The following is a 20,346-nucleotide window of genomic DNA, read 5'->3' as shown; positions in this document are numbered from 1 at the left end:
CCCCGGTGCGCCTGCGGTTGCGGGACCGCGCGCATGAAATTTTCCCGCCTGAGGCTTCTCGGCTTCAAATCCTTCGTCGAACCGGGTGAATTTGTCATCGAGCGCGGCCTGACGGGCATCGTCGGGCCGAATGGCTGCGGCAAGTCCAATCTGGTCGAGGCGTTGCGCTGGGTGATGGGCGAAAGCTCGTACAAGAACATGCGCGCCTCGGGCATGGACGATGTGATCTTCTCCGGCTCCAATACACGCCCCGCCCGCAACACCGCCGAAGTCACGCTTTTCCTCGACAATTCGGACCGCACCGCCCCGCCGGCCTTCAACGATGCCGACGAGTTGCAGGTGTCGCGCCGCATCGAGCGCGAGGCGGGCTCGGTCTATCGCATCAACGGCAAGGAGGCGCGCGCCAAGGACGTGCAACTCCTGTTCGCCGACCAGTCGACCGGCGCGCGCTCGCCCTCCATGGTGGGGCAGGGGCGCATCGGCGAACTCATTCAGGCCAAGCCACAGGCGCGCCGCGCGCTGCTGGAAGAGGCCGCCGGCATTTCGGGCCTGCACACCCGTCGCCACGAGGCCGAACTGCGCCTGCGCGCGGCCGAACAGAACCTCGAACGCCTCGACGATGTGGTGGGCGAGCTGGAAAGCCAGATCGACAGCCTGAAGCGCCAGGCGCGACAGGCGGCGCGCTTCAAGAACCTGTCGGCCGACATCCGCGCGGCGGAAGCCACGCTGCTGCATCTGCGCTGGACGCAGGCCAAGGCACAGGAAGGCGAGGCGCGTTCCGCGCTTGCCACGGCCACCTCGCTGGTGGGCGAACGCGCCGCCGCCCAGATGGAAGCGGCCAAGGAGCAGGCCATCGCGGCCCACAGCCTGCCCAGGCTGCGCGAGGCGGAAGCTGCCGCCGCCGCGATCTTCCAGCGCCTTTCCATCGCACGCACGCAGATCGAGGAGGAGGCCGGCCGCGTCCGTGCGCGCCAGACCGAACTGGAGCGCCGGCTTCAGCAGCTCGACGCGGACATTGCGCGCGAGGAACAGCTCGTGCGCGACAATGCCGACATTCTCGCCCGGCTGGCCGAGGAAGAGGACACGCTGAGAGCCGAAAACGACGGCGCGGCCGACCGCGAAGTGGCCACTCGCGCCGCCTTCGAGGAAGCCGCCGCCATTCTTGCCCGCAGCGAGGAAGCGCTTTCGCGGCTGACGGCCGAGCGCGCGGAGGCATCCGCCTCGCGCACGCAATATGAGCGCGCGTTGCGCGACACCGCCGAGCGCCGCGACCGGCTCGCCCGGCAGCTTGCCGAGGTGGACCGCGAGCTTTCCGAGATCGTCTCGCGCATTTCCGGCCTTGCCGACCCGGCCGAAAAGCGGGTGCTGGCCGAGGAGGCGCAGCTCGCGCTGGAAGAGGCCGAGCTTGCCGCCGGCGAGGCCGAGCGCATGGTTGGCGAAGCGCGCGCGGCGGAAGCGGCCGCCCGCCCGCCCTTGCAGCAGGCGCGCGCCGAACTTGCCGAGATCGAGACCGAAGCCCGTACGCTGGCGAAGATTCTCAATGCCGCGACCGGCGATCTTTTCCCCGCGGTGCTGGAGCAGATCAGCGTCGAGCGCGGCTTCGAAACCGCCCTTGGCGCCGCCCTTGGCGAAGACCTCGACGTGCCGCTCGACCGCAGCGCACCGGTGCATTGGGGCGACACGGAGCCTGCGGCGGGCGACCCGACCTTGCCCGAAGGCGTGCAGGGCCTCACCACGGTTGTCCGTGCGCCAAATCAGCTTGCGCGCCGCCTTGCCCAGATCGGCATTGTCGCGCCGGCCGACGGGCCGCGCCTTCAGCGCCTGCTTGCGCCCGGCCAGCGGTTGGTCAGCCGCGACGGCGCGCTGTGGCGCTGGGACGGTTTTACCGCGAGCGCCGACGCGCCCACGGCGGCCGCGCAGCGTCTGGCGCAGAAGAACCGGCTGGCCGAACTCGATGCCGAGGCGGTCGCGGCTACCGTCAGGGTGCGCGCGGCCGAGAAGGCGCTGGCCGATGCGGAAGCGGCCGTGCGCGGATGCATCGAGGACGAGCGCACCGCGCGGCAGGCATGGCGCGATGCCCAGCACGCACTCGACCAGGCACGCGATGCGCTGGCGAAGGCCGAGAAGGCGGCCGGCGAGCTTTCCAGCCGCCGTGCGGCGCTGGACGATGCGCGCGCGCGCATCGAGGGCGACCATGAGGAAGCAGCCGCGGCATTCGTCGAAGCCGAGGAAATGCTGGCCGATGCGCCCGATCTTACCGAGCTGCAGGCGCGACTCGATCAGGCGGCGGGGCATGTGGGCCGCGACCGGGCGGCCCTTGCCGACGCGCGCGCGATGCATGACGGCCTGACCCGCGAGGCCGAAACCCGCACCCGCCGGCTGGACGCAATTGCGGGCGAGCGCCGCAACTGGACGCTGCGCGCCGATAATGCGGCCGGTCACATCGCCTCGCTGCATGAGCGGCAGGCCGAAGCCGCCGAGGAACGCGAAAGGCTGATCGACGCGCCGGACGAGCTGGATGAGCGCCGCCGCAGCCTGATGTCGGAGCTATCGAAGGCCGAGGCCCAGCGCAAGGAAGCGGCAGACCGGTTGCAGGAGGCGGAAAACCGTCAGGCCGTGCTGGACAAGGCTGCCACCGAGGCGATCCAGGCGCTGTCCGAAGCGCGCGAGGCGCGCGGCCGTGCGGAGGAGCGCCTGACCGCGGCCGACGACCGCCGCAGGGAGGTCGAGGCCCGTATCCAGGAAACGCTGAACACCGCGCCGCATCTGGTCATCCGCCACACCGGGCTGGAAGCCGACGATCCCTTGCCCGACATGGGCGAGGTGGAGCGGCGGCTGGAGCGGCTGAAGATGGAGCGCGAGCGGCTTGGCGCGGTGAACCTGCGCGCCGAGGAGGAGCAGCGGGAGCTTTCCGAGCGGCTGGAAACCATCGTTTCGGAGCGCGACGACGTGATCGAGGCGATCCGCAAACTGCGGCAGGCGATCCAGAGCCTCAACCGCGAGGGCCGCGAGCGCCTGCTGGCGGCGTTCGACAAGGTCAATGTCGAGTTCCAGCGCCTGTTCACGCATCTTTTCGGCGGCGGCACGGCCGAACTCCAGCTCATCGAATCGGATGACCCGCTGGAAGCCGGCCTCGAAATCCTCGCCCGCCCGCCCGGCAAGAAGCCGCAGACCATGACGCTGCTTTCGGGCGGCGAGCAGGCGCTGACGGCGATGGCGCTGATCTTCGCCGTGTTCCTCACCAATCCCGCGCCGATCTGTGTGCTGGACGAGGTGGACGCGCCGCTCGATGATCACAATGTCGAGCGCTTCTGCAACCTGATGGAAGAAATGGCGCGCACGACCGAGACGCGCTTCGTCATCATCACCCACAACCCGATCACCATGGCGCGCATGAACCGCCTGTTCGGCGTCACCATGGCCGAGCAGGGCGTGAGCACGCTGGTGTCGGTGGACCTGCAGACCGCCGAACGCATGCGCGAGGCAAGCTGAGGCTTTCGTGCGCACCGAACCGGTGGGCGGATCGTTCGACAAGCTGTTTTCGGAAAGTCCGTGGCTGGGGCGCCTGGATTCGAACCAGGGAATGGCGGTACCAAAAACCGCTGCCTTACCGCTTGGCTACGCCCCAAGACCGACCGACGCCCGAGTCGCGTCGGTCGCGGCCTTATATTCAGTGTCGGGCAAAAGCACAATCGCGCCGGCGCGATTTTTGATCGCTTGGGAAAAGCGTGTCATGGACAACGTCGCGGCTGCGCAACCGGATATGCCTGGACCTACTGCCCCCACACCGCCAGTTCGTTGCCTGCCGGGTCGGTGAAATGAAAGCGGCGGCCGCCGGGGAAGGAAAAGATCGGCCGCACGATCCTGCCGCCGGCATTTTCCACCGCCGCGAGCGTGTCCTCCAGATTCTCCGAATAAAGCACCGGCAGCGGCTTTGCCACGGCCGCGCCATCGGCATCGAAGCCGCCTTCCAGGCCTTCGTCATAGGCGGCGTAGGTCGGGCCGTAATCCGTGAATGTCCACGAAAAGGCTGCGCTGTAAAATGCCTTGACGCTGTCCAGCGTGCCGCCGGTTGCCGGCATTTCGAGATAATCGAGCTTTCCGGTCTGTTTCATGGCATCCTCCTTTGTTCTTGTTATGTTCTATAAAATTCCGAAGCATTTCACAAGTCTGCCGATAAGTGCTTTTTCTTAATCGATTGTAGGCCGGGATGGTGCGGAAGCACAGGTTGCGTTTCGCAACGCAGCAATCTATCGCTCCTGCCAGTAGCAATGCCGCAGGCCCAGAGCGGCTGTGGCGAAAGCCGACTGGCGAGGAGCAAGCATGACCAAGTGGGTCTACACCTTTGGGGATGGTGCCGCCGAAGGGCGTGCCGGCGACAAGAATCTTCTTGGCGGCAAGGGCGCGAACCTGGCGGAGATGTGCAGTCTCGGGCTGCCGGTGCCCCCGGGCTTTACGATCACCACCGAGGTCTGCAACTCCTTTTATGCCAATGGCCGCGCCTATCCCGAGGGTCTGGAGAAGCAGGTCGGGAACGCGCTGGAGAATATCGGCCGGCTGACCGGCCGCAGTTTCGGCGACCCCGAAAAGCTGCTTCTGGTTTCGGTGCGCTCGGGCGCGCGCGCCTCGATGCCGGGCATGATGGACACCGTCCTCAATCTCGGCCTCAACGACGTGACGGTCGAGGCGCTGGCCTCCGATTCCGGCGATGCGCGCTTTGCCTATGACAGCTATCGCCGCTTCATCCAGATGTATTCGGACGTCGTCATGGGCCTCGACCATGAGGTGTTCGAGGAGATACTGCAGGACGAGAAGGCCCGGCTCGGGCACGAACTCGACACTGATCTGTCCGCGGCCGAGTGGCAGGAAATCATCGGGCTCTACAAGTCCAAGGTCGAGGAAGAGCTGGGCAAGCCGTTCCCGCAGGACGCGAAGGAACAGCTCTGGGGCGCCATCGGCGCCGTGTTCTCGAGCTGGATGAACCATCGCGCCATCACCTATCGCCGCCTGCACGACATTCCCGAAAGCTGGGGCACGGCGGTCAACGTGCAGGCCATGGTGTTCGGCAATATGGGTGACACCTCGGCCACCGGCGTTGCCTTCACGCGCAATCCGTCCACCGGCGAAAAGGCGCTCTATGGCGAGTTCCTGGTGAACGCGCAGGGCGAGGACGTGGTGGCCGGCATCCGCACGCCGCAGAACATCACCGAAGCCGCGCGCATCGCCGCCGGTTCCGACAAGCCGTCGCTGCAGAAGCTGATGCCCGAAGCCTTCGGCGCCTTCATGGAAATCTCGCAGCGGCTGGAAAAGCACTACCGCGACATGCAGGACCTCGAATTCACCATCGAGCGCGGCAAGCTGTGGATGCTCCAGACCCGTTCGGGCAAGCGCACCGCCAAGGCAGCGCTCAAGATCGCGGTCGATATGGCGGCCGAAGGCCTGATCACCAAGGAAGAAGCGGTGGCCCGCATCGACCCGGCCTCGCTCGACCAGCTTCTGCACCCGACCATCGATCCGAAGGCCGAGCGCAACATCATCGCCACCGGCCTGCCGGCCTCGCCGGGTGCGGCCACCGGCGAGATCGTGTTTTCCTCCAACGAGGCCGAGGAGCTGCGCGCGATCGGCAAGAAGGTCATTCTGGTGCGCGTCGAGACGAGCCCGGAAGACATTCACGGCATGCATGCGGCCGAAGGCATTCTGACCACGCGCGGCGGCATGACCAGCCACGCGGCGGTCGTGGCGCGCGGCATGGGCAAGCCCTGCGTTTCGGGTGCGGGCTCGCTGCGGGTGGACTACAAGGCCGGCACGCTGACGGCGATGGGAACGACCTTCCGCAAGGGCGACATCATCACCATCGACGGCGCCATGGGTCAGGTGCTGAAGGGCGCTGTGCCGATGCTCCAGCCGGAGCTGTCGGGTGATTTCGCCTCGATCATGGAATGGGCCGACAAGATCCGCCGCATGAAGGTGCGCGCCAACGCCGAGACCCCGGCCGATGCGCGCATGGCCCGCTCCTTCGGTGCCGAGGGTATCGGCCTCAGCCGTACCGAGCACATGTTCTTCGACGACGACCGCATTCTGGCGATGCGTGAGATGATCCTGTCCGACACGGAAGAGGGTCGTCGGAACGCATTGGCCAAGCTGCTGCCGATGCAGCGTGCGGATTTCGTGGAGCTGTTCGAGATCATGGCCGGCCTGCCGGTCACGATCCGCCTGCTCGATCCGCCGCTGCACGAGTTCCTGCCGAAGACGGAAGAGGAAATCGAGGAAGTGGCGGGCGTCATGAACGTGTCTGCCGACAAGCTGCGCCGCCGCACCGAAATGCTGCATGAGTTCAACCCCATGCTCGGCCATCGCGGCTGCCGCCTGGCGATCACCTATCCGGAGATCGCGGAGATGCAGGCGCGCGCCATCTTCGAGGCGGCGGTGGAAGCAGGCCGGCAGACCGGAAAGCCGGTGGTGCCGGAAGTCATGGTGCCGCTGGTCGGCGTCGTGAAGGAGTTCGACTTCGTCAAGGAGCGCATCGACGCCGTCGCGAAAAGCGTCATGGAAGAAACCGGCGTCAAGGTGGAGTATCTCACCGGCACGATGATCGAACTGCCGAGCGCGGCGATCCGCGCCCGCGTGATCGCGGAGTCGGCCGAGTTCTTCTCCTTCGGCACAAATGACCTGACCCAGACGGCCTTCGGCATTTCGCGTGACGATGCGGCTTCCTTCCTGGAAGTCTATCGCCAGAAGGGCATCATCGAACAGGACCCGTTCATTTCACTGGATGTCGAGGGCGTCGGCGAACTGGTGCAGATGGGCGCCGATCGCGGCCGCCTGGCACGACCCGACATCAAGCTCGGCATCTGTGGCGAGCATGGCGGCGATCCGGCATCTATCTATTTCTGTGAACAGGTCGGGCTTGACTATGTGTCCTGCTCGCCCTTCCGCGTGCCGATCGCCCGGCTGGCGGCCGCGCAGGCGGCGGTCAAGGCCGCGCAAAAGTAATCGGCCTGTCAGGCAATCGAGCTATTGGACCCGTCCCGCCAGGGGCGGGTCTTCTTGCGCAAGCGTAGGCAAAGATCGCCCTTGTCGTGGCCGGCTTGCGCAGGGATGGTCCCGGTCTCTCACATCCTTGAGGCCGGGGTGACATCTATCCTGACCTTCCTGGGATAGAAGGCGGCGTGCTTGTCGATCACCGCCATTTCCGAATAAGGGTCCTGATAGGACCACATCACATCCCTTGCCGCGTCGCCGGAAGCGATGACGTTCCAGTAGCTGGCATGGCCTTTGAACGGGCAATAGGTGCGCGTCTCGCTGGGCCGCAGGAACTCGAAATAAATGTCCTCGAAAGGGATGTAATAAACCGGCTCATGGCCTTGCTCGCGCAGCACTTTCGCATGCGTGGTCGAGGCTATCACGGCATCGGCGAAGAAAACGACGACCGTGCCGGTGAACCGTTTGACCGTGATGCTGTAGGTCGGGTTGCGGCGAAATCCCGGTGCGGAATGGGCGACGATTTCCATCTTTGCGAGGCTCCTGCTGTTACCCAGGAACGCGCCCGGCCGGATTTCCGTTCCGCAACAGGATGCGCAAATTTCAAGGGACGGCAGCAAACGGCAGGCTTCGCCCGGCGCAACGGGCGCAGGTCGGACAGCCTGAAGGCTCTTTTTTATGCCGCGTGCGAGAAGGCGTCCGCCAGGCCGGCATATGCGGCTGCGATCCCGGCGATCGGGCTCTTGCTCTTTGCGGCGGTCTCGACGCTGAGATGCCCGCCGGTAAGCGGCATGGTCAGCACCAGATATTGCCGGCCCTCGCCTTCGCCGATGAATGCCGCCGCCGCATAGTGGGGCTGATCCGTCTGGTCGATGCGGATCGTGAACAGCAGCGTACCACCCACGGCGTCTAGCGCGCCATGCACGACCTCGTCGAAATCCCCGTCCGAAACCGGATGGTCTTTCTGCGGCAGTTGCACCGTGTTTTCGGAGATCGTTTCCGCCACCGCGGCCTTTGCTTCCTCTACGCTGTACTCGACAGGTTGCTCACTCATCCGGAAACCTCTGTTCCCTCACACATCCCCGCCACAGGCGAGGATTCTCGGTGACAGTGGCCGCAATATGACCGCTGCCGATTAGACCAAGTGTCATGAAGCTAGAGCGCGAGAAACTCTGGACAATAGCTCCTTTCGTTCAAACAATGTCCAAAACGAAAAAAGGGAGGAAGCGAATGCTTGGACTGATGCAGGAATGGCCGCTGCTCTGCCACAAGATACTGGATCATGCCGGTATCCAGCACCCCCATCGCGAAGTTGTTTCACGCTCGGTCGAAGGACCGGTCGTGCGCACCACCTATGCCGAACTGCGCCTGCGCGCGCTGAAGCTGGCGCAGCGCCTCGAACGGGATGGCTGCAAGGCCGGCGACCGCATCGCCACCATGGCCTGGAACACCGCCCGCCATATGGAAGCCTGGTATGGCATCATGGGCATGGGCGGCGTCTATCACACGCTCAACCCGCGCCTGTTTCCCGACCAGATCGCCTGGATCATGAACCATGCCGAAGACAGGGCGCTGTTCGTCGATCTCACCTTCCTGCCGCTGGTCGAGAAGATCGCCGCCTCGGTGCCGAGCCTCGGGCGCATCGTCGTGCTGACCGACGCCGCGCATCTGCCGCAGACCACGCTGCCGAACGTGGTCGCCTATGAGGAGTGGCTGGCCGAGGCAGACGGCGACTACCGCTGGAAGGACCTCGGCGAGAACGACGCCGCGGGCATGTGCTACACCTCCGGCACCACGGGCGAGCCCAAGGGCGTGCTTTACAGCCATCGCTCCAACGTGCTGCATGCGATGATGGCGTGCATGCCCGATGCCATGGGCATCTCCTCGCGCGATGTCGTGCTGCCGGTGGTGCCCATGTTCCACGCCAATGCCTGGGGGCTGGCGCAGAGCTGCCCCATGGTTGGCGCAAAGATGGTGATGCCCGGCGGGCGCATGGACGGCGCTTCGATCTACGAATTGCTGGACACCGAAAAGGTCAGCTTCACGGCGGCCGTCCCGACTGTGTGGCTGATGCTGCTGCAGCATCTGGAGGAGACCGGCAAGAAGCTTCCCTATCTCAACAAGGTGGTCATTGGCGGCTCGGCCTGCCCGCGCGCCATCACGAAGAAGTTCCAGGAGAACTATGGAGTCGAGGTCGTCCACGCCTGGGGGATGACCGAAATGTCGCCGCTCGGCAGCCTGTGCACCATAAAGCCGGAATATGCCGCGCTGGAGGGCGATGCGCGGCTCGACATCGAGGAAAAGCAGGGGCATGCGCCGTTCGGCGTTGAAATGCAGGTGACGGACGACAACAACACCGTGCTGCCCTGGGACGGCAGGACCTTCGGTCGCCTGAAGGTGCGCGGGCCAGCGGTTGCGCGCGCCTATTACGGTGATGCCGGCAGCGAGCAGTTCGGTCACGAGGGATGGTTCGACACCGGCGACGTCGCCCATATCGACCCCAGCGGCTACATGCAGATCACCGACCGCGCCAAGGACGTCATCAAGTCGGGCGGCGAGTGGATTTCGACCATCGAGCTTGAAAACCTTGCCGTGGGCCATCCGGATGTGGCCGAGGCGGCGGTGATCGGCGTGCGCCATTCCAAATGGGACGAGCGGCCGTTGCTGGTGGTGGTGCGCAAGCCCGGCAAGGAGCCTGCCAGGGAGGACATACTGGCCTTCATGAAGGACAAGGTCGCCAAATGGTGGCTGCCCGACGATGTCGCCTTCGTCGAGGAAATCCCCCACACGGCCACCGGCAAGATCCAGAAAAGCGTGCTGCGCAAACAGTTCAGGGATTATCGCCTGCCAACCGATGGCGAGGGACTTCTTCCGACCGGCGAAACGCTTTAAACAGTCTGCGACGGAGGCGCGGGCACAACAGCATGGCGGCATATCTGGAAGAGCGAAGGTCGAGGAGTGCCGTCTGGTCCTGGCGCCTGGGGTCCTTTTCGACGGTGCTGTTCATCGTTTCGGGCCTGGGCCACCGCTATGCGCTGCTGGAGACGGTGCCGTTTCTGTGGGTGCTCGGCATCGTCGCCGTTCTTGCCGCCTTCGGCCTGATGTTCGCCGCCTTCGCCTTTCCTTCGGTATGGAACGATGGTGACATCGGCGGCAGGGACATGACCGGCGGCGCGCTGCTGTCGGTGCTGGTGCTGCTGCCGTTCCTGCTGACGGGCTATCGCGCCTACGCCTACCCCGAACTCAACGACGTTTCCACCGATCTCGATGATCCGCCGGCGCTGACGGTGGCCCTGAAAACGCGCACCCCCGCCATGAACCCCGTGGTGCCGCCGTCGCCGGCGCAGGCGAGACTGCAGACACAGAGCTATCCGGAGGTTACCGGCAGGCGCTACGAGCTTCCGCTCGACCGCACGCTGGGCGCGGTGGAGGCTGTTCTGTCGAATACGAACTGGAAGCTCTACGGTCCCTTCCGCCAGAAGGACAATCCCGACGAGGTCCGCATCGAGGCGCTGGCCTTCACCACTTTCCTTGCCTTTCCGGCAGACGTGGCGATCCGGCTGATGGATGAAGGCGATACGACCTATGTCGACATGCGCTCGGCCTCGCGCTTCGGCCGTCACGATCTTGGCGACAACGCCGCGCGGGTGCGGCAATTCCTCAACGACCTCGATGCCGAGATCGCCGACGAAACCGGCGAAAAGCCGTTGCCCGACGCCGAATGAGGGTCAGGCCGGTGTGAAATGCCCGTCGAGGGAGATGGCCTCGTCGGTGGTGACATCGCCGCGCCCGACAAGGTCTTCCAGATGCGCCAGCACCGAAAGCCCGGCCGCGCCGTGCAGGCGCGGATCGGTGTCGCGATAGATGGCGGCGACCAGATCGGCGATGGTGCGGTCGCCGGACCTCAGCCGCTCCAGAATGGCGCGCTCGCGCATCTTGCGGTGCGCCCTCAACCCGCGCACGAAGGCCTGCGGCTTCGTCACCGCGCCGCCATGGCCGGGAAGGTAGAGGCGGTCGTCGCGCGCCAGAAGCTGGTCGAGCGAATTCATATAGTCGCTCATGGCGCCATCGGGCGGCGCCACGATGGTGGTGGCCCAGGCCATCACATGGTCGGCCGAAAACAGGATGCCCGTGCCTTCCAGCGAAAAGGCGGCGTGGTTGGCCGCGTGGCCAGGCGTCAGCACCGTGCCGATGCGCCAGCCGTCGCCGTCGATCACATCGCCGTCCTTCAGCGCCAGGTCGGGCCGGAAGTCGGTATCGGCGCTGGCGTCGAGCGGATTGGTCTCGCCGATCCGGAGCGGCCGCGCGGAACGATGCGGGCCTTCAGCCGCCACGATGGCGCCGGTATGCGCGGCCAGCCGCGCGGCAAGCGGCGAGTGGTCGCGATGGGTGTGGCTGACAAGGATGTGGCTGACCGGCCGGCCGGCGATCGCCTTGATGAGCGCCGAAAAATGCGCGTCGTCCTCCGGGCCGGGATCGATCACCGCCAGCGTGTCGCGCCCGATGATGTAACTGTTGGTGCCGTGGAAGGTGAAGGCGCTGGGATTGTTGACCGTCAGCCGCAGCACGCCATCCGCCACCGGCACGGCCTCGCCGTAAGCCGGCTCGAAACTTATGTCGAATTCCATGGACATGCCGGACCTCACTGCGCCTTTCGGATACGGTTGCTGTGCCTGGCACGGCCAAAACCGTTAAAACCGTTTGCCGCTTAGCACGTCAGCCAATATAGGCAAACCGGGCCGATGCTGATCGGTCGACCTCGACTGAAATGGGGACCAACATGGCAAATTCAATCACCGCGCGCTCGCTCGTCTCGCAGGCCCTGCCCGAAAGCGGCGCCGCGCGTCTGGCAACTCAGATTTTCCTCGCCGTTTCCGGCACGCTGCTGCTGACCCTGTCGGCCAAGACGAAGGTCGTGCTCGGCCCGGTCGACATGTCGCTGCAGACGCTGGCGATTTTCCTGATTTCGGCGGCCTTCGGCATGCGTCTGGCGCTCGCCACGCTGCTGCTCTACATGGCGCAGGGCGCCATGGGCTTCCCGGTCTTCCAGAGCACGCCCGAGAAGGGCATCGGCCTCGCCTACATGCTGGGCTCCACCGGCGGCTATCTGGCCGGTTTCGTGGCCATGGCCGCAATTGTCGGCTGGGCGGCCGACCGCGGCTGGGACCGCAGCCCGGTCAAGATGCTCGGCGCCGTGCTGACCGCCGAAGTCGTGATGATGGCGATGGGCTTTGCCTGGCTCGCCGTGCTGATCGGCGTGGAGAAGTCGTGGCAGTTCGGCGTCGTGCCGTTCATCGTGCCGGACCTGATCAAGGTCGCGCTGGCCTCGACGCTGGCCCCGGCCGTCTGGGCGCTGCTGCCCAAGCGCTGACCTTTCCGGAATTCCGGATGCAGAAAGCCGCGAACCTCGGTTCGCGGCTTTTTTGTTGCCGAACGCGGTTCGGCATCCTTGCGGAACAACATTCCACCGAAATGCCGTGTGGCGGACGTTGAAATCGGCATTGCGCCCGATTTTGGTAGCCTGCTTCTTGAGAGTCGGACCGCTTGCGAAGAAAATTCTGGAAATTCAGGACGTTGCCTTTCGCAGCCTCCCAGTTCCCCGAAGGCTCTTCATGCTTGCCAGGCTCACCCATCTCGACCGGCTCGAAGCCGAAGCTATCCATATCTTCCGCGAGGTCGCGGCGACCTTTTCCAAACCGGTGATGCTCTATTCCATCGGCAAGGATTCGTCGGTTCTACTGCATCTGGCGATGAAGGCCTTCTATCCCGCCAAGCCGCCGTTTCCGTTCCTCCATGTCGATACGACGTGGAAGTTCCGCGAGATGATCGCGTTTCGCGACGAGATGGCCCAAAAGCTCGGCTTCGAGCTGCTGGTGCATGTCAACGAAGACGGCGTGCGCGATGGCATCAATCCCTTCGACCATGGCTCGAACACCCACACCCATGTCATGAAGACCGTTGGGCTGCGCCAGGCGCTCGACAAATACGGCTTCGACGCGGCCTTCGGCGGCGCGCGGCGCGACGAGGAAAAGGCGCGGGCCAAGGAGCGCATCTTCTCCTTCCGCAACGCCAGCCATGCCTGGGACCCGAAGAATCAGCGCCCGGAAATGTGGAAGATCTTCAACACGCGTGTGGCTCCGGGTGAATCGATCCGCGTGTTCCCGTTGTCCAACTGGACCGAACTGGATATCTGGCAGTACATATTGCAGGAAAATATCCCTATCGTGCCGCTCTATTTTGCCAAGGAGCGCCCGGTGGTCGAGCGCGACGGCATGCTCGTCATGCGCGACGACGACCGCATGAAGCTGAAGCCCGGCGAGGTGCTGGAAAACCGCCGTGTCCGCTTCCGCACGCTCGGCTGCTACCCGCTTACCGGCGCCATCGAATCCGATGCCACCGACCTCAATGGCATCGTCAGCGAAATGCTGGTGGCGCGCACCTCCGAGCGGCAGGGGCGGCTTATCGACCGCGACGAGGCTGGCTCCATGGAAAAGAAGAAGCGCGAGGGATATTTCTGAAATGCGCCACAACCTCGCCGAAAAACTGGTCGTTTCCGAAACCGTCGATGAATATCTGGCCGCGCAGGAGAAAAAATCGCTGCTGCGCTTCCTTACCTGCGGCTCGGTGGATGACGGCAAGTCCACGCTGATCGGGCGGCTGCTCTCCGACGCCAAGCAGATATTCGAGGACCAGCTTTCCGCTTTGGAACGGGATTCGCGCAAGCACGGCACGACGGGCGAGGACATTGACTTCGCGCTGCTGGTGGACGGGCTGGAGGCCGAGCGCGAGCAAGGCATCACCATTGATGTCGCCTATCGCTTCTTCGCAACGTCGAAGCGCAAGTTCATCGTGGCCGACACGCCGGGCCATGAGCAGTATACGCGCAACATGGCGACCGGCGCGTCCACGGCCGATCTGGCAATCGTGCTGGTCGATGCGCGGCAGGGCGTGCTGCGGCAGACGCGCCGCCACTCCATCATCGCCTCGCTGCTGGGCATCCGCCACATCGTGCTGGCGGTCAACAAGATCGACCTTGTCGGCTTCGACCGCGCGGTGTTCGAGCGCATCGTCGGTGAGTATTCCCGCTTCGCGCAGGACCTCGGCTTTGCCTCGGTCACGGCCATCCCCATGTCGGCGCGCTATGGCGACAATGTCAGCCGCCGCTCTGACGAGACCGGCTGGTATTCCGGCCCGACGCTGATCGAGCACCTGGAAACCGTAGACATCGACGAAGATGCTTCGGGGCGGCCGTTCCGTTTTCCGGTACAATATGTGAACCGGCCCAATCTCGATTTCCGCGGCTTTGCGGGCACGGTCGCTTCCGGCGCTGTCGCGCGGGGCGACGAGATCGTCGTGGCCAAGTCCGGCAAGGCTTCGCGCGTCAGGCGCATCGTCGCCCATGGCGGCGACCTGGAACGGGCGGTGGAAGGGCAGGCGGTGACGCTCGTGCTGGAGGACGAGGTTGAGGTCTCGCGCGGCAACCTGCTGGTGTCGCCCGCGACGCGGCCGCAGGTGGCCGACCAGTTCGCAGCCAACATCGTCTGGTTCGACGAGAAGGCGCTGCTGCCGGGCCGGTCCTATATCCTGCGCACGGAGACGGATCAGGCGAGCGCGACCGTCACCGAACTCAAATACCGACTCGACATCAATGACTTCGCCCATGCGGCTGCGAAATCGCTGGAAATGAACGAGGTGGGCTTCTGCACCATCTCCACCCAGTCGCCGATTGCCTTCGATCCCTTCGCGGAAAACCGCGCCACCGGCGCTTTCATCCTGATCGACCGGCTCACCAACGCGACCGTGGGCGCGGGCATGATCAGGCATGGCTTGCGCCGCGCCGACAACATCCACTGGCATTCGCTCGATGTGACGAAGCAGGCACGCGCCGCCGCCAAGCAGCAGAAACCGACCGTGCTGTGGTTCACCGGCCTGTCGGGATCGGGCAAGTCCACCATCGCCAATCTGCTGGAACGCAAGCTGCATGCAGGCGGCCGCCACACCTATCTGCTCGACGGCGACAATATCCGCCACGGCCTCAACCGCGATCTCGGCTTCTCGGAAGCCGACCGCGTGGAGAACATCCGCCGCGTGGCCGAGGTGGCGCGGCTGATGGCCGATGCCGGACTGATCGTGCTGGTGTCGTTCATCTCGCCTTTCCGCGCCGAGCGACGGGTGGCGCGCGAACTGATGAGCCCCGGCGAATTCGTCGAGGTGTTCGTGGACACGCCCTTCGAGGAATGCGCACGCCGCGACCCCAAGGGGCTCTATGCGCGCGCGCTGAACGGCGAGATCAAGAATTTCACCGGCGTGGATTCGCCCTATGAGGCGCCGGAAAAACCGGAAATACATCTTGCAACGCTCGGCAGGACGCCGGAAGAGATGGTAGATGTTCTCGAAGGCTGGCTACGCGAGCGTGAAATTGCAGACCAACATTACGACGAAGGCGGCGGAATCTGACGACGAGGCGATGCTGGCCGTTTTCGAGCGGCTGGCGCTGGAAGCCGGCCGCGTCATCATGGAGATTTTCCACGGGCAGGTCGCGGTGGAGCACAAGCCGGACAGTTCGCCGGTCACTGAAGCCGACCGCGCGAGCGAGCGGCTGATCCTCGCGGGCCTGCGCGCCGCGTTTCCGGGCATTCCCTGCGTGGCCGAGGAGGAAGCTTCGGCCGGCATCGAAGCGCCGGAATTGGGCCGTGCCTTCTTCCTTGTCGATCCGCTCGACGGCACCAGGGAATTCGTCAACGGCAATGCGGATTTCACCGTCAACATCGCGCTGATCCGCGATGGCGCGCCGGAAATCGGCGTCGTCTACGCGCCTTGCAGCGGGCGGTTTTTCTCCGGGCGGCCGGGGCTGGCAGAGGCCATTGCGCTGAGCGGAGACGGGACTATTGCCGGCCGTCACCGGATTTCGGTGCGGGAAGGGCAGGTGCCGCTCACCATCGTGGCCAGCCGCTCGCACCGCACGCCGGAAACCGACGCCTATATCCGGCAGGTCGAGGCAGCCGAGATCGTATCGGTCGGCTCGTCGCTGAAATTCTGCCTTGTCGCGGCGGGCGAGGCGGACGTCTATCCGCGCTTCGGCCGCACCATGGAGTGGGATACAGCCGCCGGCGACGCCGTGCTGCGCGCGGCCGGCGGCGAAACCGTGACGCGTGGCGGGGAGCCGCTGACATATGGCAAGCGCAACCAGTTGGACGATGTGGATTTCGCCAACCCGTCATTTGTCGCAATGGGGCGAGTTTCCGGCGCGCCGGGGTTTTGAGGCGAACCCTGTTGGGGGAGGGCAGCCGCATGGGACTTTACCCCCACCCCTGATCCCTCCCCACAAGGGAGGGGAACCAGCCTGCACGTCTGCCCGGTGAAAGTCCTAACGGTTTTGCGCTGTATTGAGCTAGGGAAAGTCCCCCTTGTGGGGAGGGGGGAGGGGGTAGGGGTAGGCCACGCCGTTCGCGACTGACTTGCGGGTAATCCGGCCTCAAACAAAAAACCGCGCGCCGTCGCCGGCACGCGGTTTTTCTTAAAGCATAAGCGCGAAGCTCTTATTCAGCCGCCTGCGCCTGTCTGGAGGCCAAAAAGTCGCTGATCGCGTTGACGATGCGGTCCTGATCCTCGGTCGAGAGATAGGGATGCATCGGCAGGCACAGGATGCGCTCCGGCAGACCCTCCGACACCGGCAGGCCCTTGGGCGTGCGCGGATAGTGCTTGTAGGCATCCTGCAGGTGCAGCGGCTTCACATAGTAGATCACGGTCGGAATGCCGAGCGTCTGGAGATGCGCCTTGAGCGCGTCGCGATGCGGCGTCTCGATGGCATATTGCGCCCAGGCCGAGCGGTGGCCTTCGGGTACATGAGCGACCTTGACGACATTGTGCAGGCCGTCACGGTAGCGCTGGGCCACCTTCTGGCGGGCTTCCATCTCGTCTTCGAGGATGGCGAGCTTTTCGATGAGGATCGCCGCCTGCAGCGTGTCGAGGCGCGAGTTCAGGCCGACATGGATGTTGTCGTACTGCGTCTCGCCCTTGCCGTGGAAGGCGAAGGAACGCAGCCTGTCGGCCAGTGCGTCGTCATTGGTGAACATGGCGCCGCCATCGCCATAGCAGCCGAGCGGCTTGGCCGGATAGAAACTGGTGGCGCCGACAGTGCCGAACGCGCCGCACATCTTGCCATGTGCCTTGCCGCCGATCGACTGGGCGGCATCCTCGATGACCATCAGCTTCTCGCGCTCGGCGATCTCGGCGACGCGGCCGTAATCGGCGGCGAGGCCGAAGAGATCGACGGGGATTATGGCGCGGGGCTTCAGCCTGCCCTCGGCCTTGATCATGGCGATCGCGGCTTCCAGGCTGTCGATGTCGATATTGTAGGTGTCGGCATCGACGTCGATGAAGACCGGCTCGGCCCCGGTGAGTGCCACCACCTCGGCCGTCGCGGCAAAGGTGAAGCTCGGCACGAACACCGCGTCGCCCGGCCCGATGCCGGCGGCCATCAGCGGCAGTTGCAGCGCGTCGGTGCCGTTGGCGCAGGCCACGACATGCTTCACGCCCGTGTAGGCGGCAAGCTGAGCCTCGAATTCAGCGACCTCGGGCCCCAGAATATATTTGCCTTCATCGACGACGCGGTCGATTGCCGCGCTCAGCCGATCACGGATTCGTGCGCGCTGCGCACCCAGATCAATGAACTGCATGTCTGCTCCAAGCCTCGTTTCCTGCCGGATATAGGCCGGCTGATAGCAGAATTGAACATTTGCAGGAAGATCGGGTCCGCCCCGCGTCGGGATGACGCGTTACCATCTGGGACGGCGCGGCCGGAGCATTTGCAGCAAAAGCGCAAAGGGGTTTTGTGTCCGGAAATACGTAAAAACAACCGGATAGAGCGGTTCCGGCGACATTGGACAAACAGGAACCGCTCTCGCGAAAACACGGCAGTCGGCGTCGCACGCGCCTTGCGGCGGCGGAACCGTTCCCAGCGGCGAAATATAAAGTGATCGCGGTCTAGCCCAGTTCATGCCGCCATGGTGGATTGGCGCCGGCGCGCGCAACCGTCACCGCCGCCGCCCGCGCGCCGAGCGTGAGGGCGGCCCCGATCTCCTCTTCGACAAGCGATGCCAGACGCGCTTTGGTCAACGCGTTCTGGTCGTGCAGCGAGGCGAGCAGGCCCGCATTGAAGGTGTCGCCCGCGCCCACCGTATCGACCACCGTCACGCGCTGCGAGGGGACATGCACCTTGTGCCGTTGGGTGTAGGCCGTGGCCCCTTCCGCGCCGCGCGTGACCACGATCAGTTTTGGGCCGAGCTCCAGCCAGCCTCGCGCGAATACGCCTTCATCGGCCTCGGGGCCGAACCAGGCAAGGTCCTCGTCGGACAGTTTCACGATGTCGGCCATGGCCACCATGCGCAGGATGCGCGCGCGGTGTTTTTCGGCGTCGGGGATGAAGCCGGGGCGGATGTTGGGATCGAGCATGGTGACGCGCCGTTCGCACTCGCGGCGCATCAGCGCCTCATAGGCCGAGCCGCAAGGCTCCGGGATCAGGCTGATCGCACCGAACAGCATGGCGGTGATGTCGTCGGCCAGTGCGGGCAGGTCGGCCTCGCTCAGCATGCGGCCGGCGGTGTTTTCGTCATAGAAGGTGTAGGTCGCGTGGCCGTTGTCCAGCTTGACGAAGGCCAGCGTGGTGGGCCGCTCCGAAATGGCCGCGTAGTGGGAGTCGGCATTGCTGGAGGCCAGTACCTTGCGGATCTGCTGGCCGAACAGGTCGGACGACAGGCCGGAGAAGAATTCCACCGGCACGCCCAGCCGCCCGAGCGCGATGGCCGAGTTGAACACCGCTCCGCCCGCATAGGGCGCGAAGGCGGGTTCCCCTTGGGTGCTTTCGCGCGGCAGCATGTCGATGAGGGCTTCGCCACAACACAGGATCATTCTGGTCACTCGCTGATGATTGGCCCAAGCGACCGCTTGGGCATGATTGCTCGGGGGTCGGGTTGCAGGGCGGCCGCGCCAAAGCAGGCAGGACAGGCCATGGTCATGTTGCCGCCGCCAGCGGCGCGCCGACGAGAAAGCGCTCGCACAGCGGCAGGCTTGCCGCGCCCAGCGAGCGTGCATCGACGCCCACGGTGCCTTCGCGCAAATGCGGCAGGGCGATGCCGGCAGTGTCGATCTGCCCGAACGCCGCCCGGACGGCCTCGGCCAGCCTTGCCCGTACTGTTCGGGGCATCCAGCCGTCGATGACGGCCGCTTCGAAATCGATCACCGCCGAAGCCGAGACTATGGCGTGGGCGAGGGCATTGGCGGCCGTCGCGATCCAGAGGTCGAGATCGGAGCCGAGCCAGTCCCAATCGGCCGGCTTTTGCCACAGGAACGATGCATCGATGCCGCGTGCCGCAAGGCTTTTTTCCAGTGTCGCCAGAGAGGCGGCGTCGATGAGCTGGACGGGCTTTCCGCCGGGGCCCGGAACGGGCATGGAGCCCAGCGCGCCGGCATTGCCGGTACGTCCGGCATGGAGCGCGCCATTGAGCACGACGCCCCCGCCGACGAAGGCGCCGATGTAGAAATAGAGAAAATCGCTCAGGCCGCCGCTCTGCCCGAACACCAGTTCGGCACCGCAGGCGGCGGTCGCGTCGTTCTGGAGATAGACGGGAAAATCGTGGCGGGACTGGATGTCGGCCTTTATGTCGGCGCCGCGCCATGCGTCCATTGCCTCATGCGGTGCGCCGACAGTATCCGCCCAGTTCCAAAGCTCGAAGGGAATGGCGATGCCGAGGCCCGCAATGCGCCTGTCCTGCTCAGGAGGCAGGGCGCTGCGTATGGCGGCTACATCGTCCAGCGCGAAGGCGGTGGTTTCGCGCGGTGTGGGGTAGCGATAGGAAAGCTGCCGCATCGCGCGGATATTGCCGAGGAAGTCGATCAGCACCAGTTCCGCGCTGCGCCGCCCGATCTTGAGGCCGAAGAAGAAAGCGCCATCCGGGTTCAACGCCATCGGCACGGAAGGTTGGCCGACCCTGCCGCGAACCGGCTCCCGCCGCAGCAGCAGGCCGTCCGCTTCCAGCGCGCGCATGATGACCGAAATCGTCTGGACGGAAAGCTGTGTCAGGCGCGCAATGTCGGTCTTGGCGAGGCCGCCATGCCTGCGCAGCAGCGAAAGCACCAGCCGCTCATTGTGGTCGCGCATTCCGCTCTGGTTGGTGCCGCGCAAAAAACCGCTTTCTGCCGCGCCACCCGGTGCTGGACGGATTTCAGTCGTTTGCACGAAAACTTCCTGCCATTTCGGGCGGACAATGCGCCGGTTGGGCGATCTGGTCAATAATAATTCAGAGTGATTTAATTACTATTGCATCGGCCGGCCATTTCGCAACCCCAGCGCGGATGCAAACATTT

The 20,346-nt window shown here is 65.0% G+C and carries 15 protein-coding genes and 1 tRNA gene; 8 read left to right on the top strand and 8 right to left on the bottom strand.

Going from position 1 to position 20,346, the window contains the following annotated elements; genetic code table 11:
* Window positions 1–33 precede the first annotated feature (33 nt).
* Window positions 34–3,492 (top strand): chromosome segregation protein SMC, encoded by a 3,459-nt coding sequence (gene smc, locus C7441_RS06150; RefSeq protein ID WP_109612120.1) that lies wholly within the window; start codon window positions 34–36, stop codon window positions 3,490–3,492.
* 61 nt (window positions 3,493–3,553) lie between these two features.
* Here smc and C7441_RS06145 read toward each other — a convergent pair.
* Together C7441_RS06145 and C7441_RS06140 are read right to left on the bottom strand one after the other, a co-directional pair.
* A tRNA-Gln gene (locus tag C7441_RS06145) sits at window positions 3,554–3,628 on the bottom strand.
* Between the two features lie 145 nt (window positions 3,629–3,773).
* Window positions 3,774–4,115 carry a VOC family protein gene (locus C7441_RS06140; RefSeq protein ID WP_019169795.1) on the bottom strand — a complete coding sequence of 114 codons (342 nt, stop codon included), beginning with the start codon at window positions 4,113–4,115 and terminating at the stop codon, window positions 3,774–3,776.
* Window positions 4,116–4,323: 208 nt separating this feature from the next.
* On the opposite strand from C7441_RS06140, the gene ppdK reads away from it, so the two are divergent.
* Complete coding sequence (gene ppdK / locus C7441_RS06135) at window positions 4,324–6,993, top strand: pyruvate, phosphate dikinase (protein WP_109612119.1); 2,670 nt, start codon at window positions 4,324–4,326, stop codon at window positions 6,991–6,993.
* Window positions 6,994–7,112: 119 nt separating this feature from the next.
* Here ppdK and C7441_RS06130 read toward each other — a convergent pair whose 3' ends face one another.
* Window positions 7,113–7,511 carry a DUF427 domain-containing protein gene (locus C7441_RS06130; RefSeq protein WP_109612118.1) on the bottom strand — a complete coding sequence of 133 codons (399 nt, stop codon included), beginning with the start codon at window positions 7,509–7,511 and terminating at the stop codon, window positions 7,113–7,115.
* Window positions 7,512–7,657: 146 nt separating this feature from the next.
* Window positions 7,658–8,035, bottom strand: a complete 378-nt coding sequence (locus tag C7441_RS06125) for a hypothetical protein (RefSeq protein WP_109612117.1) — start codon at window positions 8,033–8,035, stop codon at window positions 7,658–7,660.
* 176 nt (window positions 8,036–8,211) lie between these two features.
* Between C7441_RS06125 and C7441_RS06120 the strand changes: the two genes are divergently transcribed.
* Window positions 8,212–9,873 carry a fatty-acid--CoA ligase gene (locus tag C7441_RS06120; protein WP_109612116.1) on the top strand — a complete coding sequence of 554 codons (1,662 nt, stop codon included), beginning with the start codon at window positions 8,212–8,214 and terminating at the stop codon, window positions 9,871–9,873.
* A 32-nt stretch (window positions 9,874–9,905) separates the two neighbouring features.
* Entirely contained in the window at window positions 9,906–10,706 is an 801-nt protein-coding gene (locus C7441_RS06115; protein ID WP_109612115.1) for a DUF1499 domain-containing protein, read from the top strand.
* A 3-nt stretch (window positions 10,707–10,709) separates the two neighbouring features.
* Here C7441_RS06115 and C7441_RS06110 read toward each other — a convergent pair whose 3' ends face one another.
* Window positions 10,710–11,615: an MBL fold metallo-hydrolase gene (locus C7441_RS06110; protein WP_109612114.1), complete on the bottom strand. Its 906-nt coding sequence runs from the start codon at window positions 11,613–11,615 to the stop codon at window positions 10,710–10,712.
* Between the two features lie 146 nt (window positions 11,616–11,761).
* On the opposite strand from C7441_RS06110, the gene C7441_RS06105 reads away from it, so the two are divergent.
* The 4 genes from C7441_RS06105 (at window position 11,762) to cysQ (ending at window position 16,243) form a co-directional block, all read left to right on the top strand.
* Window positions 11,762–12,352: a biotin transporter BioY gene (locus C7441_RS06105; protein WP_019169788.1), complete on the top strand. Its 591-nt coding sequence runs from the start codon at window positions 11,762–11,764 to the stop codon at window positions 12,350–12,352.
* A 241-nt stretch (window positions 12,353–12,593) separates the two neighbouring features.
* Window positions 12,594–13,499 (top strand): sulfate adenylyltransferase subunit CysD, encoded by a 906-nt coding sequence (gene cysD, locus C7441_RS06100; protein ID WP_109612113.1) that lies wholly within the window; start codon window positions 12,594–12,596, stop codon window positions 13,497–13,499.
* 1 nt (window position 13,500) lies between these two features.
* Window positions 13,501–15,438, top strand: a complete 1,938-nt coding sequence (gene cysN, locus C7441_RS06095; protein ID WP_109612112.1) for a sulfate adenylyltransferase subunit CysN — start codon at window positions 13,501–13,503, stop codon at window positions 15,436–15,438.
* Window positions 15,439–15,448: 10 nt separating this feature from the next.
* Window positions 15,449–16,243, top strand: coding sequence for a 3'(2'),5'-bisphosphate nucleotidase CysQ (cysQ, locus tag C7441_RS06090; protein WP_170125032.1), 795 nt, complete (start codon window positions 15,449–15,451; stop codon window positions 16,241–16,243).
* A 277-nt stretch (window positions 16,244–16,520) separates the two neighbouring features.
* Here cysQ and C7441_RS06085 read toward each other — a convergent pair whose 3' ends face one another.
* The 3 genes from C7441_RS06085 to C7441_RS06075 form a co-directional block, all read right to left on the bottom strand.
* The gene (locus tag C7441_RS06085; RefSeq protein WP_109612110.1) at window positions 16,521–17,660 is read right to left on the bottom strand and encodes a DegT/DnrJ/EryC1/StrS family aminotransferase; all 1,140 of its coding nucleotides are present in this window, start codon (window positions 17,658–17,660) and stop codon (window positions 16,521–16,523) included.
* 307 nt (window positions 17,661–17,967) lie between these two features.
* Window positions 17,968–18,891: a carbohydrate kinase family protein gene (locus C7441_RS06080; RefSeq protein WP_109612109.1), complete on the bottom strand. Its 924-nt coding sequence runs from the start codon at window positions 18,889–18,891 to the stop codon at window positions 17,968–17,970.
* Window positions 18,892–18,994: 103 nt separating this feature from the next.
* Window positions 18,995–20,140 (bottom strand): ROK family transcriptional regulator, encoded by a 1,146-nt coding sequence (locus tag C7441_RS06075; RefSeq protein WP_109612108.1) that lies wholly within the window; start codon window positions 20,138–20,140, stop codon window positions 18,995–18,997.
* Window positions 20,141–20,346: the final 206 nt, after the last annotated feature.

It is taken from the genome of Pseudaminobacter salicylatoxidans, from assembly GCF_003148475.1.
Classification (GTDB): domain Bacteria; phylum Pseudomonadota; class Alphaproteobacteria; order Rhizobiales; family Rhizobiaceae; genus Pseudaminobacter; species Pseudaminobacter salicylatoxidans.
This window is presented reverse-complemented; position numbering and strand designations above follow the sequence as displayed.

Bases quoted from the DNA above. Each gene is read 5' to 3' on its own strand.
- cysD (WP_109612113.1), top strand. From the start codon at position 12,594: ATGCTTGCCAGGCTCACCCATCTCGACCGGCTCGAAGCCGAAGCTATC.
- C7441_RS06125 (WP_109612117.1), bottom strand. From the start codon at position 8,035: ATGAGTGAGCAACCTGTCGAGTACAGCGTAGAGGAAGCAAAGGCCGCG.
- C7441_RS06140 (WP_019169795.1), bottom strand. From the start codon at position 4,115: ATGAAACAGACCGGAAAGCTCGATTATCTCGAAATGCCGGCAACCGGC.
- C7441_RS06080 (WP_109612109.1), bottom strand. From the start codon at position 18,891: ATGATCCTGTGTTGTGGCGAAGCCCTCATCGACATGCTGCCGCGCGAA.
- cysQ (WP_170125032.1), top strand. From the start codon at position 15,449: ATGCTGGCCGTTTTCGAGCGGCTGGCGCTGGAAGCCGGCCGCGTCATC.
- ppdK (WP_109612119.1), top strand. From the start codon at position 4,324: ATGACCAAGTGGGTCTACACCTTTGGGGATGGTGCCGCCGAAGGGCGT.
- C7441_RS06105 (WP_019169788.1), top strand. From the start codon at position 11,762: ATGGCAAATTCAATCACCGCGCGCTCGCTCGTCTCGCAGGCCCTGCCC.
- smc (WP_109612120.1), top strand. From the start codon at position 34: ATGAAATTTTCCCGCCTGAGGCTTCTCGGCTTCAAATCCTTCGTCGAA.
- cysN (WP_109612112.1), top strand. From the start codon at position 13,501: ATGCGCCACAACCTCGCCGAAAAACTGGTCGTTTCCGAAACCGTCGAT.
- C7441_RS06085 (WP_109612110.1), bottom strand. From the start codon at position 17,660: ATGCAGTTCATTGATCTGGGTGCGCAGCGCGCACGAATCCGTGATCGG.
- C7441_RS06075 (WP_109612108.1), bottom strand. From the start codon at position 20,140: ATGCGCGACCACAATGAGCGGCTGGTGCTTTCGCTGCTGCGCAGGCAT.
- C7441_RS06130 (WP_109612118.1), bottom strand. From the start codon at position 7,511: ATGGAAATCGTCGCCCATTCCGCACCGGGATTTCGCCGCAACCCGACC.
- C7441_RS06110 (WP_109612114.1), bottom strand. From the start codon at position 11,615: ATGTCCATGGAATTCGACATAAGTTTCGAGCCGGCTTACGGCGAGGCC.
- C7441_RS06120 (WP_109612116.1), top strand. From the start codon at position 8,212: ATGCTTGGACTGATGCAGGAATGGCCGCTGCTCTGCCACAAGATACTG.
- C7441_RS06115 (WP_109612115.1), top strand. From the start codon at position 9,906: ATGGCGGCATATCTGGAAGAGCGAAGGTCGAGGAGTGCCGTCTGGTCC.